This window comes from Haloglomus irregulare (assembly GCF_007421925.1).
In the GTDB taxonomy this organism is placed as follows: Archaea; Halobacteriota; Halobacteria; order Halobacteriales; family Haloarculaceae; genus Haloglomus; species Haloglomus irregulare.
Window position 1 is genome coordinate 87,331 of record NZ_QMDX01000008.1, and the last position, 16,289, is coordinate 103,619.

General features: G+C 71.9%; 14 protein-coding genes. 7 read left to right on the forward strand and 7 right to left on the reverse strand.

Going from position 1 to position 16,289, the window contains the following annotated elements; translation table 11 throughout:
* Positions 1 to 136 precede the first annotated feature (136 nt).
* Both DP107_RS12825 and DP107_RS12830 read right to left on the reverse strand, forming a co-directional pair.
* Positions 137 to 1,000, reverse strand: a complete 864-nt coding sequence (locus DP107_RS12825; protein WP_144262548.1) for a 2-oxoacid:ferredoxin oxidoreductase subunit beta — start codon at positions 998 to 1,000, stop codon at positions 137 to 139.
* Positions 997 to 2,766 carry a 2-oxoacid:acceptor oxidoreductase subunit alpha gene (locus DP107_RS12830; protein WP_144262549.1) on the reverse strand — a complete coding sequence of 590 codons (1,770 nt, stop codon included), beginning with the start codon at positions 2,764 to 2,766 and terminating at the stop codon, positions 997 to 999. Before DP107_RS12830 ends, DP107_RS12825 begins: the two co-directional genes overlap by 4 nt.
* Before the next feature lie 193 nt (positions 2,767 to 2,959).
* On the opposite strand from DP107_RS12830, the gene DP107_RS12835 reads away from it, so the two are divergent.
* Together DP107_RS12835 and DP107_RS20120 are read left to right on the forward strand one after the other, a co-directional pair.
* Positions 2,960 to 3,607, forward strand: coding sequence for an FAD-dependent oxidoreductase (locus DP107_RS12835; protein ID WP_144262550.1), 648 nt, complete (start codon positions 2,960 to 2,962; stop codon positions 3,605 to 3,607).
* Positions 3,608 to 3,701: 94 nt separating this feature from the next.
* Positions 3,702 to 4,865 (forward strand): hypothetical protein, encoded by a 1,164-nt coding sequence (locus tag DP107_RS20120; RefSeq protein ID WP_185977304.1) that lies wholly within the window; start codon positions 3,702 to 3,704, stop codon positions 4,863 to 4,865.
* 192 nt (positions 4,866 to 5,057) lie between these two features.
* Here DP107_RS20120 and DP107_RS12845 read toward each other — a convergent pair whose 3' ends face one another.
* The 4 genes from DP107_RS12845 to DP107_RS12860 form a co-directional block, all read right to left on the reverse strand.
* A complete protein-coding gene (locus tag DP107_RS12845; RefSeq protein ID WP_144262551.1) occupies positions 5,058 to 5,867 on the reverse strand; it encodes an SDR family NAD(P)-dependent oxidoreductase in 810 nt (269 codons plus the stop codon).
* A 265-nt stretch (positions 5,868 to 6,132) separates the two neighbouring features.
* A complete protein-coding gene (locus tag DP107_RS12850; protein WP_144262552.1) occupies positions 6,133 to 6,633 on the reverse strand; it encodes a hypothetical protein in 501 nt (166 codons plus the stop codon).
* A gap of 143 nt (positions 6,634 to 6,776) precedes the next feature.
* Positions 6,777 to 7,490 (reverse strand): type 1 glutamine amidotransferase, encoded by a 714-nt coding sequence (locus DP107_RS12855; protein WP_238330878.1) that lies wholly within the window; start codon positions 7,488 to 7,490, stop codon positions 6,777 to 6,779.
* A gap of 109 nt (positions 7,491 to 7,599) precedes the next feature.
* Positions 7,600 to 8,730 carry a glutamate-cysteine ligase family protein gene (locus tag DP107_RS12860; RefSeq protein ID WP_144262554.1) on the reverse strand — a complete coding sequence of 377 codons (1,131 nt, stop codon included), beginning with the start codon at positions 8,728 to 8,730 and terminating at the stop codon, positions 7,600 to 7,602.
* Positions 8,731 to 8,939: 209 nt separating this feature from the next.
* On the opposite strand from DP107_RS12860, the gene DP107_RS12865 reads away from it, so the two are divergent.
* From DP107_RS12865 to DP107_RS12885, 5 genes are all read left to right on the forward strand, one after another.
* On the forward strand, positions 8,940 to 9,416 hold the full coding sequence (locus DP107_RS12865; protein WP_185977305.1) for an RDD family protein: 477 nt from the start codon (positions 8,940 to 8,942) through the stop codon (positions 9,414 to 9,416).
* Positions 9,417 to 9,514: 98 nt separating this feature from the next.
* Complete coding sequence (locus tag DP107_RS12870) at positions 9,515 to 11,602, forward strand: DUF4129 domain-containing protein (RefSeq protein ID WP_144262556.1); 2,088 nt, start codon at positions 9,515 to 9,517, stop codon at positions 11,600 to 11,602.
* Positions 11,599 to 12,303, forward strand: a complete 705-nt coding sequence (locus DP107_RS12875) for a DUF7269 family protein (RefSeq protein ID WP_144262557.1) — start codon at positions 11,599 to 11,601, stop codon at positions 12,301 to 12,303. The genes DP107_RS12870 and DP107_RS12875 overlap by 4 nt, the downstream gene beginning before the upstream one ends.
* A complete protein-coding gene (locus DP107_RS12880; RefSeq protein ID WP_144262558.1) occupies positions 12,300 to 13,646 on the forward strand; it encodes a DUF58 domain-containing protein in 1,347 nt (448 codons plus the stop codon). Before DP107_RS12875 ends, DP107_RS12880 begins: the two co-directional genes overlap by 4 nt.
* On the forward strand, positions 13,643 to 15,229 hold the full coding sequence (locus DP107_RS12885; RefSeq protein ID WP_144262559.1) for a DUF7519 family protein: 1,587 nt from the start codon (positions 13,643 to 13,645) through the stop codon (positions 15,227 to 15,229). The genes DP107_RS12880 and DP107_RS12885 overlap by 4 nt, the downstream gene beginning before the upstream one ends.
* Before the next feature lies 1 nt (position 15,230).
* Here DP107_RS12885 and DP107_RS12890 read toward each other — a convergent pair whose 3' ends face one another.
* Positions 15,231 to 16,187 (reverse strand): AAA family ATPase, encoded by a 957-nt coding sequence (locus DP107_RS12890; protein ID WP_144262560.1) that lies wholly within the window; start codon positions 16,185 to 16,187, stop codon positions 15,231 to 15,233.
* Positions 16,188 to 16,289 lie beyond the last annotated feature (102 nt).

Below are 16,289 nucleotides of genomic sequence, written 5' to 3' on the forward strand. Positions count from 1 at the left end.
GTTTTCAGCGCGTGATAACGCCGTCCACGGGTCCAGCGGTATCCCCGATAGCTACCTATTTCCCTTCGAACGCTCGGGGTTGTCGGCGGATGCTGGAAACAGACCGGTTACAGCGACGGAAACTCGGAAACGGGCGTCAGTAGAACTCGCGGACGAGGTCCATCGCGTCCTCGGGCGCGCCCTCGGGGATGTCGGCCATCGACTCGGTGATGCCCTCGCGCTCCTCGAAGCCGACGGAGCTCTCGTCCTGATAGATGACGCCCTGGTACTCCTTGTCCGCGTCGAGGATCTTCTCCTTGGCGTCGTCGTAGTCGGTCGGGTCGTGGTCTGCCTCGTCCAGGTCCACGATGGTGTCGCGGAAGTAGTCGTACGTGTCGACGTCGTTGAACGTCACGCACGGGCTGTAGACGTTGACGAAGCCGAAGCCGTCGTGCTCGATGGCCTGCTGGACGATCTCGGCGTGGCGCTGGGCGTCCGAGGAGAACGACTGCGCGATGAAGGTGCCGCCGGCCGACAGCGCCAGCGCGAGCGGGTTGACCGGCTGCTGTTTGGTCCCCTCCGGGCTGGTGGCGGTCTCGAAGTCCTCGCGCGAGGTCGGCGAGAACTGGCCCTTCGTCAGACCGTAGATGCGGTTGTCCATCACGATGTAGGACATGTCGACGTTCCGGCGGACGGCGTGGACGAAGTGGCCGGCCCCGATGGAGTAGCCGTCGCCGTCACCGCCCGCGACCATGACCTCCAGGTTGGGGTTGGCCATCTTCACGCCGATGCCGACCGGGAGCGCGCGTCCGTGCACGCCGTGCAGCGCGTACGAGTGCATGTACGTCCCGATCTTGCCGGAACAGCCGATGCCGGCCACGACGAACGTGTCGTCCGGAGAGTTCCCCGTGTTCGCGAGGGCCTTCATCATGCCGTTCATCGTGCCGAAGTCGCCGCAACCGGGGCACCACGTGGGCTGTGCGTCGGACTTGAAGTCGGTGAACCTGATATCGGAGCTCATTCTGCCTCCACCTCGGCGGTCTCGCCCGCCAGCTCTTGCTTCACTCGCTCTGCGAGTTCGTCGGCCTTGAACCGCACGCCGGTGTACTTGTTGATGCGCTTGACCCGCTCCAGGGCGTCGTGTTCGAGCACGTCCGCCCACTGGCCGGTCGCGTTACACTCGACCACGATGGCCTCGTCGGCCGCGTTGATCTCCTCGGCGATGTCCTCGCGCGGGAAGACGTAGGGGCAGGAGAGGAACCGTACGCCGACCCCCTCCTCCTCGAGACGGTCGATGGCCTCCAGCATGGCGCCCTCGTTGGACCCCCAGGAGATGACGAGGTTGTCCGAACCGGGGTCGCCGAACTCGCGTGGCGACCAGTCCTCGTGCTCGCGGGCCGTCTCGACCTTCTGCTGGCGCTTCTCGACCTGCTCGACGCGGACGGCCTCCTCCTCGGTCCGGCGCCCGAGTTCGTCGTGTTCCAGCCCGGTCGTCATGTGCGCGCCGCCCTCGACCCCCGGGAAGGTGCGGGGTGAGACCCCGTCGTCGGTGGCGGCGTGGGGGGTGAACTGGGCCTTCTCGTTGGTCCACTCCTCGAGCCCGTCCTCGTCGACGACGCGCCCGCGCTCGATCTCGACGGCGTCCATGTCGAACTGCTCGGGTTCGTAGGTCTGCTCCGTGACCGCCATCGCCAGGTCGCTGACGAGAAAGACCGGCGTCTGGTACTTCTCGGCGAGGTTGAACGCCTCGATCGTCTTGTGGAAGCACTCCGCGATGGTCGTCGGAGCAACCACGAAGCGGGGAATCTCCCCGTGTCCGCCGTAGAGGGTCATGTTCAGGTCGCCCTGCTCCTGCTTGGTCGGCATCCCCGTCGACGGACCGGAGCGCATCACGTCACAGATGACCAGCGGCGTCTCCGTCTGCGCGATGAGCCCGAACGTCTCCGTCATCAGGTCGATGCCCGGGCCGGAGGTCGCGGTCATCGACCGTGCGCCGGCCCGGGCCGCGCCCAGCGCCATGTTGATGGCCGAGAGCTCGTCCTCGGCCTGGACCACCTTGCCGCCGTAGCGGTCGACGCGGCCGGTCAGGTACTCCATCACGTCCGTCGCCGGGGTGATGGGGTAGCCCGAGTAGAACCGGCAGCCGGCCGCGATGGCGCCCATCCCGATGGCCTCGTCGCCGTTCAGGAGGACGTAGTCGCTGTCCGTCGTCTCCAGCTCGTAGCTGGTCTCCAACTCGTACTCGTCCTGGACGTGCTGCTGGCCGAGCCGTGCGGCCTCCTTGTTGGTATCGACGATGGCGCTCCCCTTGTCGCTGAACCGCTTCTCCAGGGCCTCGTCGAGGTTCTCGATGGGGAAGCCGGCCACCTCACAGGCGGCCCCCAGCGCGACGATGTTGCGGACGATGGCCCCACCGGCCTCCTCCGCGAGTCGTTTCAGCGGGACGTCAAGCCCCGTCATCTCCCCGGGGGCCTCGAAGTCCTTCATCATGGTCCGCTCCCCGTCGAAGATAACGACGGAACCGTCGTGGAGCTCGTCCATGTTCTCATCGACGGTCCGCTCGGTCAGGGCGATGAGGACATCCAGTCGGTCGACGACGCTCTCGACGCGGTCCACGGACGTCCGTACCTTGTAGGCGGTGTATCCGCCCCTGATCCGGGACGCGAAGTCCTTCGAGGTGAAGACGTGTCGACCCGCCCGGGAGAGCGCCTGTGCGAAGATCTTCCCGGTAGAGTCGATGCCATCGCCGGCCTCCCCGCCGATGGCCCAGTTCAGGTCGTCTGGCATACTATGACCCGATTCCCATGGACGCACGTTAAGCCTTCTGAATATTGCCGTTTCTCCCCACCCGGGCCCGCTCGTCCCCCCCGACCGAGCGCGAGCGCGGGCGTGCTGCCCTCCGACCCCGCCGGCACGCGACCCGTCCCCTGGCGCCGGTCCGAAGCGAAAGGTCGTTGCCGGTCGCTGCCCCACTACCCGTATGGACGCTTCCGACCTCCGTGTCGTCGCGGTGCGGGACTGCGGCCCGGATACGGTCGCTATCGAGTTCGAGTCACCCGACGGGTTCGATGCCCGGCCCGGCCAGTTCGTCAAGCTCACCGCCGCGGTCGACGGGGAACCCGTCTCCCGGTTCTACACGATCTCCTCGCCCGACGTGGCGGAGTCCTTCGAGATCACCGTCGGCTACGACCCCGAGGAGGGCGGGGCGTTCAGCGAGTACCTGCTCGCGCTGGCGACCGACGACCGCGTTCAGGTGGCCGGCCCGTTCGGAACCAACTACTACGAGGACGAACCGCGCACGGTCGTGCTCGCGGGCGGGCCGGGTATCGGTCCCGCGGTCGGTATCGCCGAACGCGCGCTCGCCGACGGCCACGAGGCCGCCATCGTCTACCGGGACGACGAGCCCGTGCACGAGGCACGCCTGTCCGCGCTCGCGGCCGCCGGCGTGGAGATCTACGTCCTCGGTGGCGACGAACCGCTGACCGAGGCCGTCGCGGCCGTCGCGACGGGTGCGGTCGAAGAGCAGCTGTTCATCTACGGGTTCGAGTCGTTCCTCGACGCCGCGACGGAGGCGTTGACGGCCGCCGGTGGGGCGCCCGACGCCGCGAAGGTCGAGAACTTCGGCTGAGGCGGTCGCCGGGGACGGATAAACCACCCCAGCTACCCAGCAGCGTGTTTATGCGATTCCTCCACAGCGTAGAGTCCAGGGACGAGTTTCGCGCATGACAGGAGACGACGACAACGCGGCGGGGCCTCCCGCCGACGATACAGGGGACGATGATGTGGGTGGGTTCGAGTTCGGGAACGCCCCGGGGTCGAACGCACCACCGGACGAACGGACGGACGACCACCGTGGACTCTCCAGCGACGGTGGACAGCCGGTCGGCGGGCGCGGTGGTGGCGCCGACTCGACCGGCTTCGACTTCCAGTCCTGGATGCGCAACGTCAACCCGCCCGAGCGTTCCGACGGCGACGAGGAGGACGAGGCCCCGGACCCGGTCTACCGGCCCTCCGAACTCCCGGCGAACGTCGGACTCGACGGCGAGGGCCCGCGCGTGGTCACCTTCGAGCGTGACCAGGCCGAACTCCCCTCCGGACCGAGGGCCATCCCGCTGATGGCGGTCGGCCTCGTCGGCGCGGTCGTGGTGGAGGGGCTGAGTCGGGCCGCCGGCCTGCTGCCGGGGTCGAGCCGGTCGAGTGCTGGCGCGAGCACGACGACCGACACGACCACCCGCGAGGCCGCCGACTTCGAGTTCGAGAACGGCGGCTTCGACTTCGAGGGCTGGCTCGGCGCCGGCGCCGGCGAATCCGAGTTCGTCGCCCCCGAGCCGGAACCGGAGCCGACCGCCGAGGCCGACCCCGCCGCAACCGGTGTGACCGCCGGTACGGGTGCTTCGGCCGTCGGCGCCGGCGCGGCCGCCGAGAGCGGACCGACTGCCTCCGCGGACGCCGGCTTCGGCGAACCCACGCCCGACGTGTCGGGCGGCGGGACGCCGTCCATCAAACTGGCCGCGTTCGCGCTGTTCGCCGCCAGCGCCGTCGCCGTGGCCTTCACGGTCTTCAGCGCGGCGCCGGCGGTCCCCGGAACCAATGCCGCCCAGGCGGACCCCGGACCGGCCGGTGGCGCGGCCAACGAGACCGTGGCCGCGACGGCCACCCCGACCGCGACGCCGACCGAGGGACCGACAGAGACGCCGACGCCGACACCGACCCCGTCGCCCACGCCCATGCCGACACCGACACCGACGGAGTCACCGACGCCGACACCGACCCCATCGCCCACGCCCACGCCGACACCGACCCCGTCGCCCACGCCCACACCGTCGCCCACGCCCGAGCCGACGCCGACGCCGACCGAGACCCCCATCGTCGGCAACCCGCTCTGACGGCGCGGTGATATGGCGGCTCGGACGCATCCTGCCGTTCCCCTGCCGTCTCTGGCTCGCATCGTCCCCGCCGGCCACGTCGCCACCTCGCCCGACTCGGCGGGCCGGCGGCTCCGCGCACAGACGGCACTTGGCGGCCGACACCGCCTCGGGGAGGCGAGACCGACCCCGACCGCCTCGACGCCCGTGGCCCTACTGCAAGCCGAGGTCGGTGCTCATCGAGTTCCCGGCCCGCGGGACGCCCTTGACGGTGTACGTCTCGCCGTTGACGAACGCGGCGGCCGGGGAGGCGAGGAACTGGACCACGTCGGCGATGTCCTCCGTGTGGCCGATGCGGCGGTCGACCGCCTCGCGGGGTGGCATGTCGGACTCGTCGATGCCGAGCGTCTCCGCGACGCCGGGGGTCTGGATGAGTCCGGGCGCGACGCAGTTGACGCGGATGTCGTGGCTCGCCCACTCCACGGAGAGCGTCTCGGTGAGCCGGATGATGGCCGCCTTCGCCGCCGAGTAGTGGCTCTCGTTGGGCGCGGCGTGTTGGCCGTTCACACTGGACATGTTGATGACCACACCACCCGGGTCGTCCCCGCCCCGCATCGCCTCGCCGGCGACCTGCGTGCAGTGGAACGTCCCGGTGAGGTTCAGGTCGATGATGGACTCCCAGCCGTTCGGGGAGATGTCGTCGAACGCGGCGACGAACTCGCCGCCGGCGTTGTTGACGAGGACGTCGACGCCGCCCAACTCCTCGACGGTGGCCTCGACGAACGCCTCCACGGCCTCGCGGTCGCGGACGTTGCACTCGACGGCCAGGCAGTCGCCGGAGGCCGGGTCGTCGTTGATGCCCTCGGCTACCGGGTCGACCCGGTCCTGCGACCGCGAGCAGATGGCCACGTCGGCGCCCCCGGTCGCGAGCGTCTCGGCGACCGTCCGCCCGATACCCTGGCTCGCGCCGGTGACGATGGCTCGCTTCCCCTCGACGTCGAACTCCGCAGTGTGGAGCGACATGTCCGGCCCCGCGGCCGGCGGCGGGTTGTGTCTACCGGTTGCCAGCGTGATGGGTCCCGACCTACCACCGTAGAACCCCTGCTATCCGGCAGCGGGCCGAGAGCGTCCGCTGACGGGTACACGACACACGAGAGTCGGACGTATTCGGGATCCATCTGACTCCCGTCGGAGGGACGCCGTTCCCGTCGCCACCGTGATGGCGTGTGCGGGCTCCGGGGACGGTCCCGTCGCCGGGGCTGCCCCATGAGGTCGGCCCCGGGCAGCGCTACCGCCGCTCTCGCCTCTCGCCGCGCCCCGCCCGCCCCGCGGACCCCTCGTCCCGGGGGCCGTCCTCCGCCAGCCGGCGGACGAGGAAGGTCGCAGCTTGACGGAGCTTCTGGACCTGGGGGATGTTCCGGACGGTCACGAGTAGCTGTCCTGCCCCGAGCAGGCCCATGAACGCGAGACTGACCGCGAACAGGAGGTCGCCGGCGAGATAGAAGTTGACGGCGAACACGAGGAAGCCGAGGCTGAACCCCGCCTCGATCTTCGCCTCCAGCAGGTTGATCGTCCGGTCGACCTTGTCGAGCCGGCGATCGACGGCGTTGAGCGTCTCGTTGGCCTCCTTGACCGCCTCGCCGGCCTCGTCCTCGACACGTTCGACCCGGTTCAGCGTGTCGTTGACGTCCGCCACGAGGTCCTCTGCCTGCGTGAGCGCCCGCGTGAACCCGTCGTCGCTCAGCAACTCCACCAGTTGTCGCGCGTTGTTGACCTGGGACAGCAGCATACCCCAGGAAGCACGGGCCCTCGTATCCCTCTTTGGGCGTCGGAGCGCCGGTGACCGGCCACGGCACGGAACCGTCAGCGCCCGGTCCCCGGAGCACCGCTGGCGGGATGCCACGTTCCACGGGATGCCCGACGGTCCCGTCGTCAGTCGGCCGCCGTCCGCTCGGCCCGCACCGCGCGGACGAACTCGAGGAAGTTGTCGAACAGCGTCCGGGCCTCGCAGGCCGCCTCGTAGTTCTCGACCGTGATGCCGTCCAGCACGCGCTCGATGCGCTCGTCGGGGAGCTGGTCGTCCTTGCCGCGCGTGACCTCGGCTGCGGTTTCCATGTCGTACTCGGGGTGGAACTGCACGGCGAAGGCCCGGTTCTTGCGGAAGCCGTGGATGCCGTAGTCGTTGCGAGCGAAGACCGTCGCCCCCGGCGGCGCGTCGACGACACGGTCCGAGTGGGTGGTGAAGACGGTGAACTCGTCGTCGATTCCGTCGAGCAGCCGGGTCTCGCCGTCCTGCTCGACGGTGCGATAGCCGATCTCGTACTCGTCCATGGGCTCGACGCGGCCGCCGAGCACGTCGGCCAGGAGTTGGTGGCCGTAACAGACCCCGAGCGCGGGCAGCCCGGCCTCGACGGCCCCCCGAACCCAGGTCTTCAGCTGCCCGATCCACTCGCGGTCCCAGTAGACCGAGGCCCGCGACCCGGTGACGACGACGCCGTCGAACCGGAACCCCTCGGGGAGTTCACCCTCCGGACAGTGGAACTCGACGACGTCGGCGTCCAGTTCCCGCCGGAAGTTGCGGCTGGTGGCTTGTGGCTCGTGGGCCGCGTTCAGCAGAGCGACGCGCGTCACGTCCGTACCTACCACCGTGAGCCGGGAGTCCGACGGGCTCGCGTCAATCCTTGCCGCAGGTGCCGGCGGAAGCGACCGCTCACGGTGTATATCACCCGTGAACCTGACGGATAGTCAGCGCGGGTCATCGGTCGAGGGTCGTCCAGCCGGCCTCCCGGACGGCGTGGTCGAGCCGGTCGGCGTACTCCAACCGGAGCTGCCGGGCCGCCGCCGGCGAGACCGGTGCCCGTCCCTCGAGTTCGTGCGCGATGGGGTCGTAGGCCGACACGTCGAACCCCATCCGGTCGAGATACGACCGGACGGCGTCCGACCCCAGGCCCTCCGAGACGGCAGCGTCGACACGCTTGATGACGGCGCCGAACTCCGGGAGCACGACCTCCTCGTCGTCGATGCTGCCGCGATGGCCATCGATGCGGCAGTCGCCGTCCCGGATGGTCCGCGTCACCGTCGCCAGCCGGTCGGCGAGGCGCAGTACCTGCTCCGGAAGGGCGGCGTCCGGCGAGCGCCACTCCACGGTGCCGAACGCCCCGCGGAGCTGGACGGGGGTCCAGACGGCGCTCTCCGCGTCGAACTGCGACTCGAACACCGCGCGGTCGACGTCCGCCTCAAGCGCCGCCGTCGCGAACTCCTCGTACCGGCGCTCCAGCCTGCGGGTCCACTCCCCGGCATCGTCGACGTACGGCCACAGTCGCCCCTGATGTGGCATGTCCCCGTAAGCCATCCGACGGTAGAGCTCGGACCGCGCCCCGGCGGCGAGGTGCTCCCCCTCGAAGTACGGTGCCGAGTTGACCAGCGCCAGTGCCGGGTCCAGCGCCACGAACGTGTTCAGTTGGTCGACCGCATGGCCCGGCTGCTGCTCGACGTGGATGTGGGTGCCGGCGCAGTGGCGGACGTACCGGAACGCCTCGCCGACGACCTCGTTCTGGATGCGGGTCCGCTGGCCGCGCAGCTCCGAGATCTCGTCGGCGTGCAACGGTGTCGCCAGGGGCACCAGCCCCAGACCGAGTTCGTCCGCGCGCCGGAGGACGGAGCCGAGTCGCCCCAGTAGCTCCCGGCGCAGTTCCGCCGTCGTCTCGCAGGGTGTCGTCTTCACCTCCAGTAGCGGCTCGACGAACTCCCGCTCGACGCCCGCGGAGGCCCCGACCAGCTCCCCGGGCTCGGTCAGGTGGCCCGACTCGTCCACGACCCAGTACTCCACCTCGACGCTCCGGCGTATCGGCTCCCCTCCTGTCTCCCCATCGGTGGTCCCGCTCATGACATCATCCCCGCGTCGGCCGTCGTCGTGAGCCTCCCTGGCATACCCGTACGCCCACCACGTCCATCGGCCGTGTAAAGGTTTCTGACGGAAGCAACGCTCAGTAGCGTCTCAGCGACTGAATGGGTGGCTAATCCGGATACTATTAGCCGTATCGAAGCCAGATGTCGGGTCGAACCGACTATACGGGGTCCACGATTGCCGGGGGTGTGGTGACCACTGCCGCAGGAGTCTCGGTCCCGGCGCCCCTCATCCGGCACGTGTCGCCCGCCCCCGCACCGCTCCCGCGCCGGACCGTCGCCTTCCTGTTCGACCAGGCCGTCGTGACCGCGCTGGTCGTCGGGCCGGCGCTGGCCGCCGGCGTGATGCCGGCGGCAGTCGTCTCGCCGGGGCGGACCCGGGCGCTGCTGTTCGTGGCTGCGATGGGCGTCGCCTTCGGCTACCACTTCCTGCTGGAGTGGCGCACCGGTCGGACGCTCGGCAAGCGACTGCTTGGCCTCCGCGTCGTCGCCGCCGACGGCTCGCCGCTGGGGGCCTGGGGCTCGTTCGTGCGGAACGCGCTCCGGCTCGTCGACGGCCTGGGCTACTGGACAGTCGCGGTCGCGGTCATCGGCTACCGTGGCGACGGGAAACGTCTGGGGGACGCCCTGGGGCGGACGCTAGTGGTGGCGGCCCCCCCGGACTGACCGATGCGACCGATGGCAGCACCCGCCAGCCCGCGGTCGGGTGTCCACAATACATAAACGGGCACTGCAAGAGAGATAGGGTATGGAGGGGGCGTGACGTGACGTCGAGCGGTCGCCGACCCGTACGAGCCCTACTGGCGGTCGCGGCCGCCTGCGCACTGGTGCTGTCGGCGGCGGTGCTCCCGCTGTTCGGCGCCGCCGCGCCGGCGGACGACGTGGCCCGCGAGGTCGGCGCCCTGGCCGGCTCCGAACGAGCGAACGCCACGACCGGGCAGGGTAGCGCGGGGCCCGCCGGGAGCGGCGGACGCGGCGGTGATGCTGCTGGCGGTGGCGGACTCGGGGACTTCGGGCTCGACCAGTCGGGGCTGTTGAGCGGTGACGGCCCGTCGTCGCTGTTCGAGAGCCTCGCCGGCGGGGGCTCGGGTGGCAGCGGTGGGTCCGGTGCCGGCTCGGGCGGTGGTGGCGGAAGCGGCGGGTCCGGTGCCGCCGGCTCCGGCGGTGCGGTCGAATCGGGGGATAGCGGTGGTGGTGACGGCGGCGGGTTCGTCGAGGCGTTCGCGCGGCTGTTCGGCGGCGAGTCCGGCGAGCAGGCAGGTGGAAGCGACGGGAGCACCGGTGGCGAGGCCGGTGACGGGACCGACACGCCCAGCAGCCTCGTCGAGGCGATCGAACGCTCTGGCGGGCAATGCCTGGACTCGGACCCGTACGTGGTCTGCTTCCCGAACGACCCGGTTCCCGGCGGGGAGACGCGCGTCCTCGTCGTTCGCGACGGCGAGCCAGTCCCGGACGTCACGGTGACGTTCAACGGCGAGGCGGTCGGGCGGACTGACGGGGACGGGTTCGTCACCGCACGCGTCCCGTTCGTCCGCCAGCTCTCGGTCGGGGTCCGGACGCCGGCGAACGCTGTCGCCGTGCCGGGGAGCCAGTCGCTATCCGACCGGCACTACTCCCTCTCCCGGCCCGACAACGGAACGGTCAGCGTCCCGATCGACGGCGAGCTCGAACTCCGCCTCGCGGGCGACCCGGGCCCGGGCGAGACAACGACGGTACGGGTCGTGTTCGACGACACGCCGGTCCCGAACGCGACTGTCATCGTCGGCGGCGAGCGCGTCGGCGAGACCGATATCAGCGGCCAGCTCTCGGCGGTGCTCCCGGTGGCGGAGTCGATGACGGTGCGCGCCGAGCGCGGCGAGTTCGCGGCCGAGCGGTCGGTGACGCTCGCCGACATCGAGGTGTCGCTGCGCTCGGAGGTGCTTCCGGTCGGGCTCCCGGGCCGGTCCGCGACGCTCGACGTGATCGACGGCGGGTCGCCGGTGGCGAACGCGACGGTCGCGGTCGACGGCTCGGAGGCCGGCCGCACCGGGACCGACGGGACGCTGACGACGACGCTCCCGCTCGCCCCGACGGTCGACGTGACCGTCACCACCGCGGCCGGGCTGACGGTCACGCGGTCGCAGGCCGTCTTCGTGACCCCGCTGGCCGTGCTCCTCGGGCTACTCGCGCTGGCGGGTGGTCTCGGCTATCTGTACCGGGAGTCCGGGGTGTCCGGGCGCAGCCTGCCCGAGGAGCTTCGGGCGACGCTGTCGGACCTGGCGGCGGACCTGCTGTCGGGGCTCGTCGGCTTCGCCTCCGGCGCGGAGGGGACGCTCGCGGCGCTCCGCGAGCAGGTCCGGGCGACCGTCGCCGCCATCTCGGCGCCGGATGTCGACCTCGGGGCCTACGCCCGGGAGCGGCTGATCGCGCTCCGGGCCGCCCTGCTGGGGCTCCTCGCGGTCCCCGGCGAGCGGGTCCGATCGCTCCGCGAGCGCGTCACCGGGAGCAGCGACGAGGCCACGACGGCCGACGCCCCGGCGGCCGGATCGCGGTCGCTCGACTCACGGGAACGGGTCGAACGGGCCTGGGCGCGGTTCGTCGACCGACTCGGCGTCCGCCGGACACGGACGACGACGCCCGGCGAGGTCGCAGGGCGCGGGCTGGACGAGGGGTTCCCGGCGGAGCCGGTCCGGCAGTTGACGGATGCCTTCCGGGCCGTCGAGTACAGTGACGCGGACCCCGCCGACCACGCCGACCACGCCGAGCAGGCGGCGACCGAACTCGACATCGACCCGGCGGCCGCGGCGGATGCTGGCCCGGACGAGCCGGCCGGCGAGCCCGACGCGGACGGCGAGGGGGATGCCCACCGATGAGCGCGGGCGACGACCTCGGTGGGGCAGGGAGGGTGGTGGCCGTCGTCGCCATGCTGGCGCTCGCGCTCGCCGTCGTCGTCGCTCTGGCGCCGGGGTCGGTCCCGCTGCCGCCGGTCGTCCTGGAGCTGCTGCGCGCGCTGCCGCCGGCCGTGGTGCTGTCCCTGCTCGTCGGCGTCGCCCTCGTGCTGCTGTTCCTCCGGTCGCGAGCGTCGCGGTCGACGACCATCGAGCCGCTGCTCCCGCGGTCGGAACCGACGGGGTGTGCGCCGCGGTTCGGCGGCCGCTTCGACGGGGACCTGGCCGCGGCCACAGACCTCGAGGCGACGCGCGAGCGCCGGCTCGACGAGCGTGAGGACGTCGAGGAGACGGTCCGGACGGCCGCCGTCGACGCGTACGCCATCGAGCACGGCGTCGACCACGAGACGGCGCGCGAGGCGGTCGAGACCGGCGCATGGACCGACGACCTCCGGGCGAGTGCGCTCGTCGGCGGCCCCGAGGCCCCGACGCCGTCGTGGGGCCAGTGGCTGTTCGACCTGCTGCGGGGCGAGAGTGCCTACCACCGTCGCGTCCGGCACGCGCTGGCCGAGACGGAACGACTGCTCGCCGACGAGCGTAACGGCGAGACGGAGGCCTCGGACGCGGGTGTCGACGGGGAGTCACCACCCACAGAGGGGGGGACCGACGGAGGTGCGGCGATATGAGCGCCGACCGGCTGCGACCCGGGCTGCTGGCCGCGCTCGGTGCCGGCGTGCTCGGGCTGGCCACCGGGGAGTCGACGTTCATGATCCTCGCGCTGGTGCCGCTGGCGTACGGCGTGTTCGGCTATCTCAGCGGCGCCCCGGAGCCATCGCTGCGCGTTGAGCGTTCGGTGAGCGACACCGAGCCCCGACCCGGCGACGACGTGACCGTCACGCTGGCCGTCGAGAACACCGGCGACCGGCCGCTGGCCGACCTCCGGGTCGCCGACGACCCTCCCAACGGCGTCCCGGTCGACGGCCCGACCCAGTTGGCGACCGCGCTCCGGTCGGGGGAGACGGCCACGCTCTCGTACGACTGCAGCCTCCCGCGGGGGACCTTCGAGTTCGGCACGCCGGTCGCCCGAACCCGGACCCTGGCCGGCGCCGTCGCCACGGAGACCGAGGTCGCGGCGGCGGGGGCCGACGCGGTGACCTGCCAGACGCTGCTCGACGCTGTCCCGCTGCAGGACCATACCATCCAGTACGTCGGGCGGACGCCCACTGATTCGGGCGGCAGCGGTGTCGAGTTCTACGCGACCCGTGACTACCAGCCCGGCGACCCCGTCGGCCGCATCGACTGGCGCCGCTACGCCCGGACCGGCGAGCTGACGACCGTCGACCTCCGCGAGGAGCGGGCCATGACCGTCGTCTTCCTCGTCGATGACCGGCCCGACGCCCAGCGGACAGTCCCCGGCTACGGCCCCGACTCGTTGGACCTCTCGGTCTACGCGGTCTCCCGAGCGCTGCCGACGCTGCTCGACGAGAACCACCGCGTCGGGGTGAGCGTCCTCTCGAACCTGGGCGAGGGCGCTGGGGGCTACGTCGCTCCGGGCGGCGGCGGGGCGGTCCGGACCGCCAGCGAGACCGCGCTGGAGAACGCCGGCGAGGAGTCGGCCGATAGCCCCGACCGGACCGCCGCGCCCGACGGCGGGACCGACGCCGACACCGGGAACGGCTCGAGCCGCCCGGGCGAGGCGGTCGGCCAGCAGGTCGGTCGGCGGTTGGCCGAGCGGCTCCCGCCGCGGACGCAGGTGGTCTGCTGCACGCCCCTGAGCGACGACCTGGTGACGGGACTGTCGGACGCGCTGGTCCATCGCGGCCACGCCCTGACCGTGTTGTCGCCGGCGATACGGACCGCTGTCGAGGGCGGCGACCCGTCGCTCGGCCGACGGCTCGCGACGGTCCGGCGCGAGACGCGTCGGCGCCGCCTCGTCCGACGGGAGGTGCCCGTGGTCGACTGGTCGCTGGACGCGCCGCTGGCGCTGGCCCTGGCCGACGTGTTCGGCTCGTGGGGGCGGTCGTTATGACCTCGCCGCTCGCTGAGACGGAGCCCCCGTCGCGCCGGGAGCGGCTCCGCGAACGGCTCGTCGGTGCGCGCCGACGGCTCTGGCGCGTCCAGGGCACCTCGGCCGCCAGCGGCGCGGTCGCGCTGCTGGCGTCGCTGCTCGTCGGACGGCTCGTGCTGGGGCTCGGCGCGACCGTGCAGGCGCTGCTCGCCGGGGTCATCCTGGCGACCGCCGTCTACACCCTCGCGAGCGAGCGGCCGCCAGTCCAGGCGTTCGGCGCCGGCCTGCTGGTGCCGGGTGGGCTGCTCGTCGTCGCGGGCGCCGGGCTGCCGGCGAGCGTCGCGCTCGACAGCGTCGGCGGCGGGCTCGCCGCGCTCGTGACCGTGCTCGCCATCGGAACTGCCGGCTTCGTCGCGGCGCTCTCGGGGTCGACTGTCCCCGAGGAGGGGGAGTTGAGCGCGGCTACCTCGCGGGCCGCGAGCGCCTCCGTCGGGCCAGCCGTCCTGCTGGGGCTGCTCGTCCTCCCGGACCTCGGCCTGGCCCGGGCCGTGTTCGGCCTCGTCGCGGGCGCGTTCGGCACCGCGGTCGGCCACCTACTCGCCTCGCCGCCGGACCTCGCACCGGTCGTCTTCCCGGTCCTGCTGCTGGTGACCACGTTGCTCGTCGGGCGGGCGCTGCGGACGATTCCCGCCGACACGCTGGTCGCCCCGGAGCGCCGGGCGGCCGTCGTGACGCGACTCGCGGCCGCCGAGCGCGGGACGAGGTCGGTCGCGATACTCGCCCTCCTCCTCGCGGTCGGGCTCCCCGCCGTGGCACTCGCGGGAGACGGCCCGACGCTCGACGGCCTCCGCTCGACACTGCCGGCTGCCATCACCGGCCCTGTCGTCGGCACCGTCGCTGCGCCGGCACTCCGCTACCTGCTGGTGGCCCTCGCGGCCGCGGCGTTGGGCGTCACGGCGGTCTACCGGCTGTTCCGGATGGCCAGCCGCGCCAGCCCGCAGTCGCTCGCCCGGCGGGTGGCGCCACCACTCGGCGGACTGCTCGCCGCCGCGGCCGTGGCCGGACTCCTGACGGCCAGCGGCGTCGCGGACACATTCCGCGGGCGGCTCCTCGAGCTCGTGGGGGCGGGGCTGGCCGAGTCGTTCGCCGCGTTCGGCCCCTTCGCGCTCGGCGTCGTCGTCGCCGGACTCGGCCTGTTCGCCGCGTCGGCTGCGCTCCGACTGCTCGGCGGGGTCGTCATCATAACCGGGCTGAAACGCGTGTTCGGGCCGTCGCTGGCCGGATTCGCGACGTTCGCGCTCGCGGCCGTCGCGCTGCTGGTCGGGGCCGGGGCGCTCGCCTTCGCCGTCGCGGCGCTCGCGGTCCTCGCCTGGGACCTCGGCGAGTACGGCCGCGGGCTGACCGAGGAGCTGGTTCCCGACGCTCGGACGACCCGGGCGGAGGTGACCCACGCGAGCGGCAGCCTCGCGGTCGGCGTGCTGGCCGTCGGGGTTGCCCTCGGCGCGGGGTCACTACTGACCGGGGCCGTCGCCGTCCCCGGCGTCACGGGGCTGATGGCGCTGGTGCTGGCGACGGGCGCAGCCCTCCTCCTGTTCAGCCTCTGAGCTACAGGTCGTCCATCGCCGGAACCGGCACCCGGTCGAGGACGTCCGTCACGACGTCGCGCTTGTCGATGTCCCGGACCTGCGCCTCGCCCGTGAGGACCAGCCGGTGGGTCATGACCGGATAGACCACCGCGCGCACGTCGTCGGGGGCGACGAAGGAGCGCCCCTCCAGTACGGCCCGCGCCCGGGCGGCCTCGAAGAGAAGTTGGACGCCACGGGGGGAGACGCCGACCTCGACCCGGCTGTCCTGGCGGGTCGCCCGCCCGAGGTCGACGACGTACTCCCGGACGGAGTCGTGGACCTCGACGGTCTCGGGGACCGCCTGCATCGCCAGCACGGCCTCGCGCTCGGTGACGCTCGACGCGCTGGGCGCCTGGGTGTCCCGGTCGGCCCGCCGGTCGATGAGTTCGAGCTCACCGTCCCGGTCGGGATAGCCCATCGAACTCTTGACGGTGAACCGGTCGACCTGGGCCTCGGGAAGCCGGAAGGTGCCCTCCTGTTCCACGGGGTTCTGCGTCGCGATGACGAAGAACGGTTCCGGGAGGCTCCGCGTCTCCCCGTCGACGGAGACCTGGCCCTCCTCCATTGCCTCGAGCAGTGCGGCCTGGGTCTTCGGCGGCGCGCGGTTGATCTCGTCCGCGAGGACGACGTTCGCGAAGACGGGCCCCTCGGAGAACTCGAACTCGCCCGCCTGCTCGTTGTAGATGTGGGTCCCGGTGATGTCGGAGGGGAGCAGGTCCGGGGTGAACTGGATACGGTTGAACTCCAGTCCGAGCGTCGTGGCCAGGCTCCGGGCCGTCAGCGTCTTGCCGGTCCCCGGCACGTCCTCCAGCAGCACGTGTCCGTCGGCGACGACCCCCGTCAGTACCGTCTCGAAGAACGACCGCTCCCCGATGACGGTGGCCGTCAGCTCGGCCAGCACCGCGTCACACTGCGCCGCCGCGCCGTCGACTTCCATGCCGGATTCGGTCGCGCCCCCCGGATATAGGTCCCGTGGCTCCCGACCACTCCACGTCTTAAACCTCCCTGCAACCCTGGCATCACCCCTTTGTGACCGACT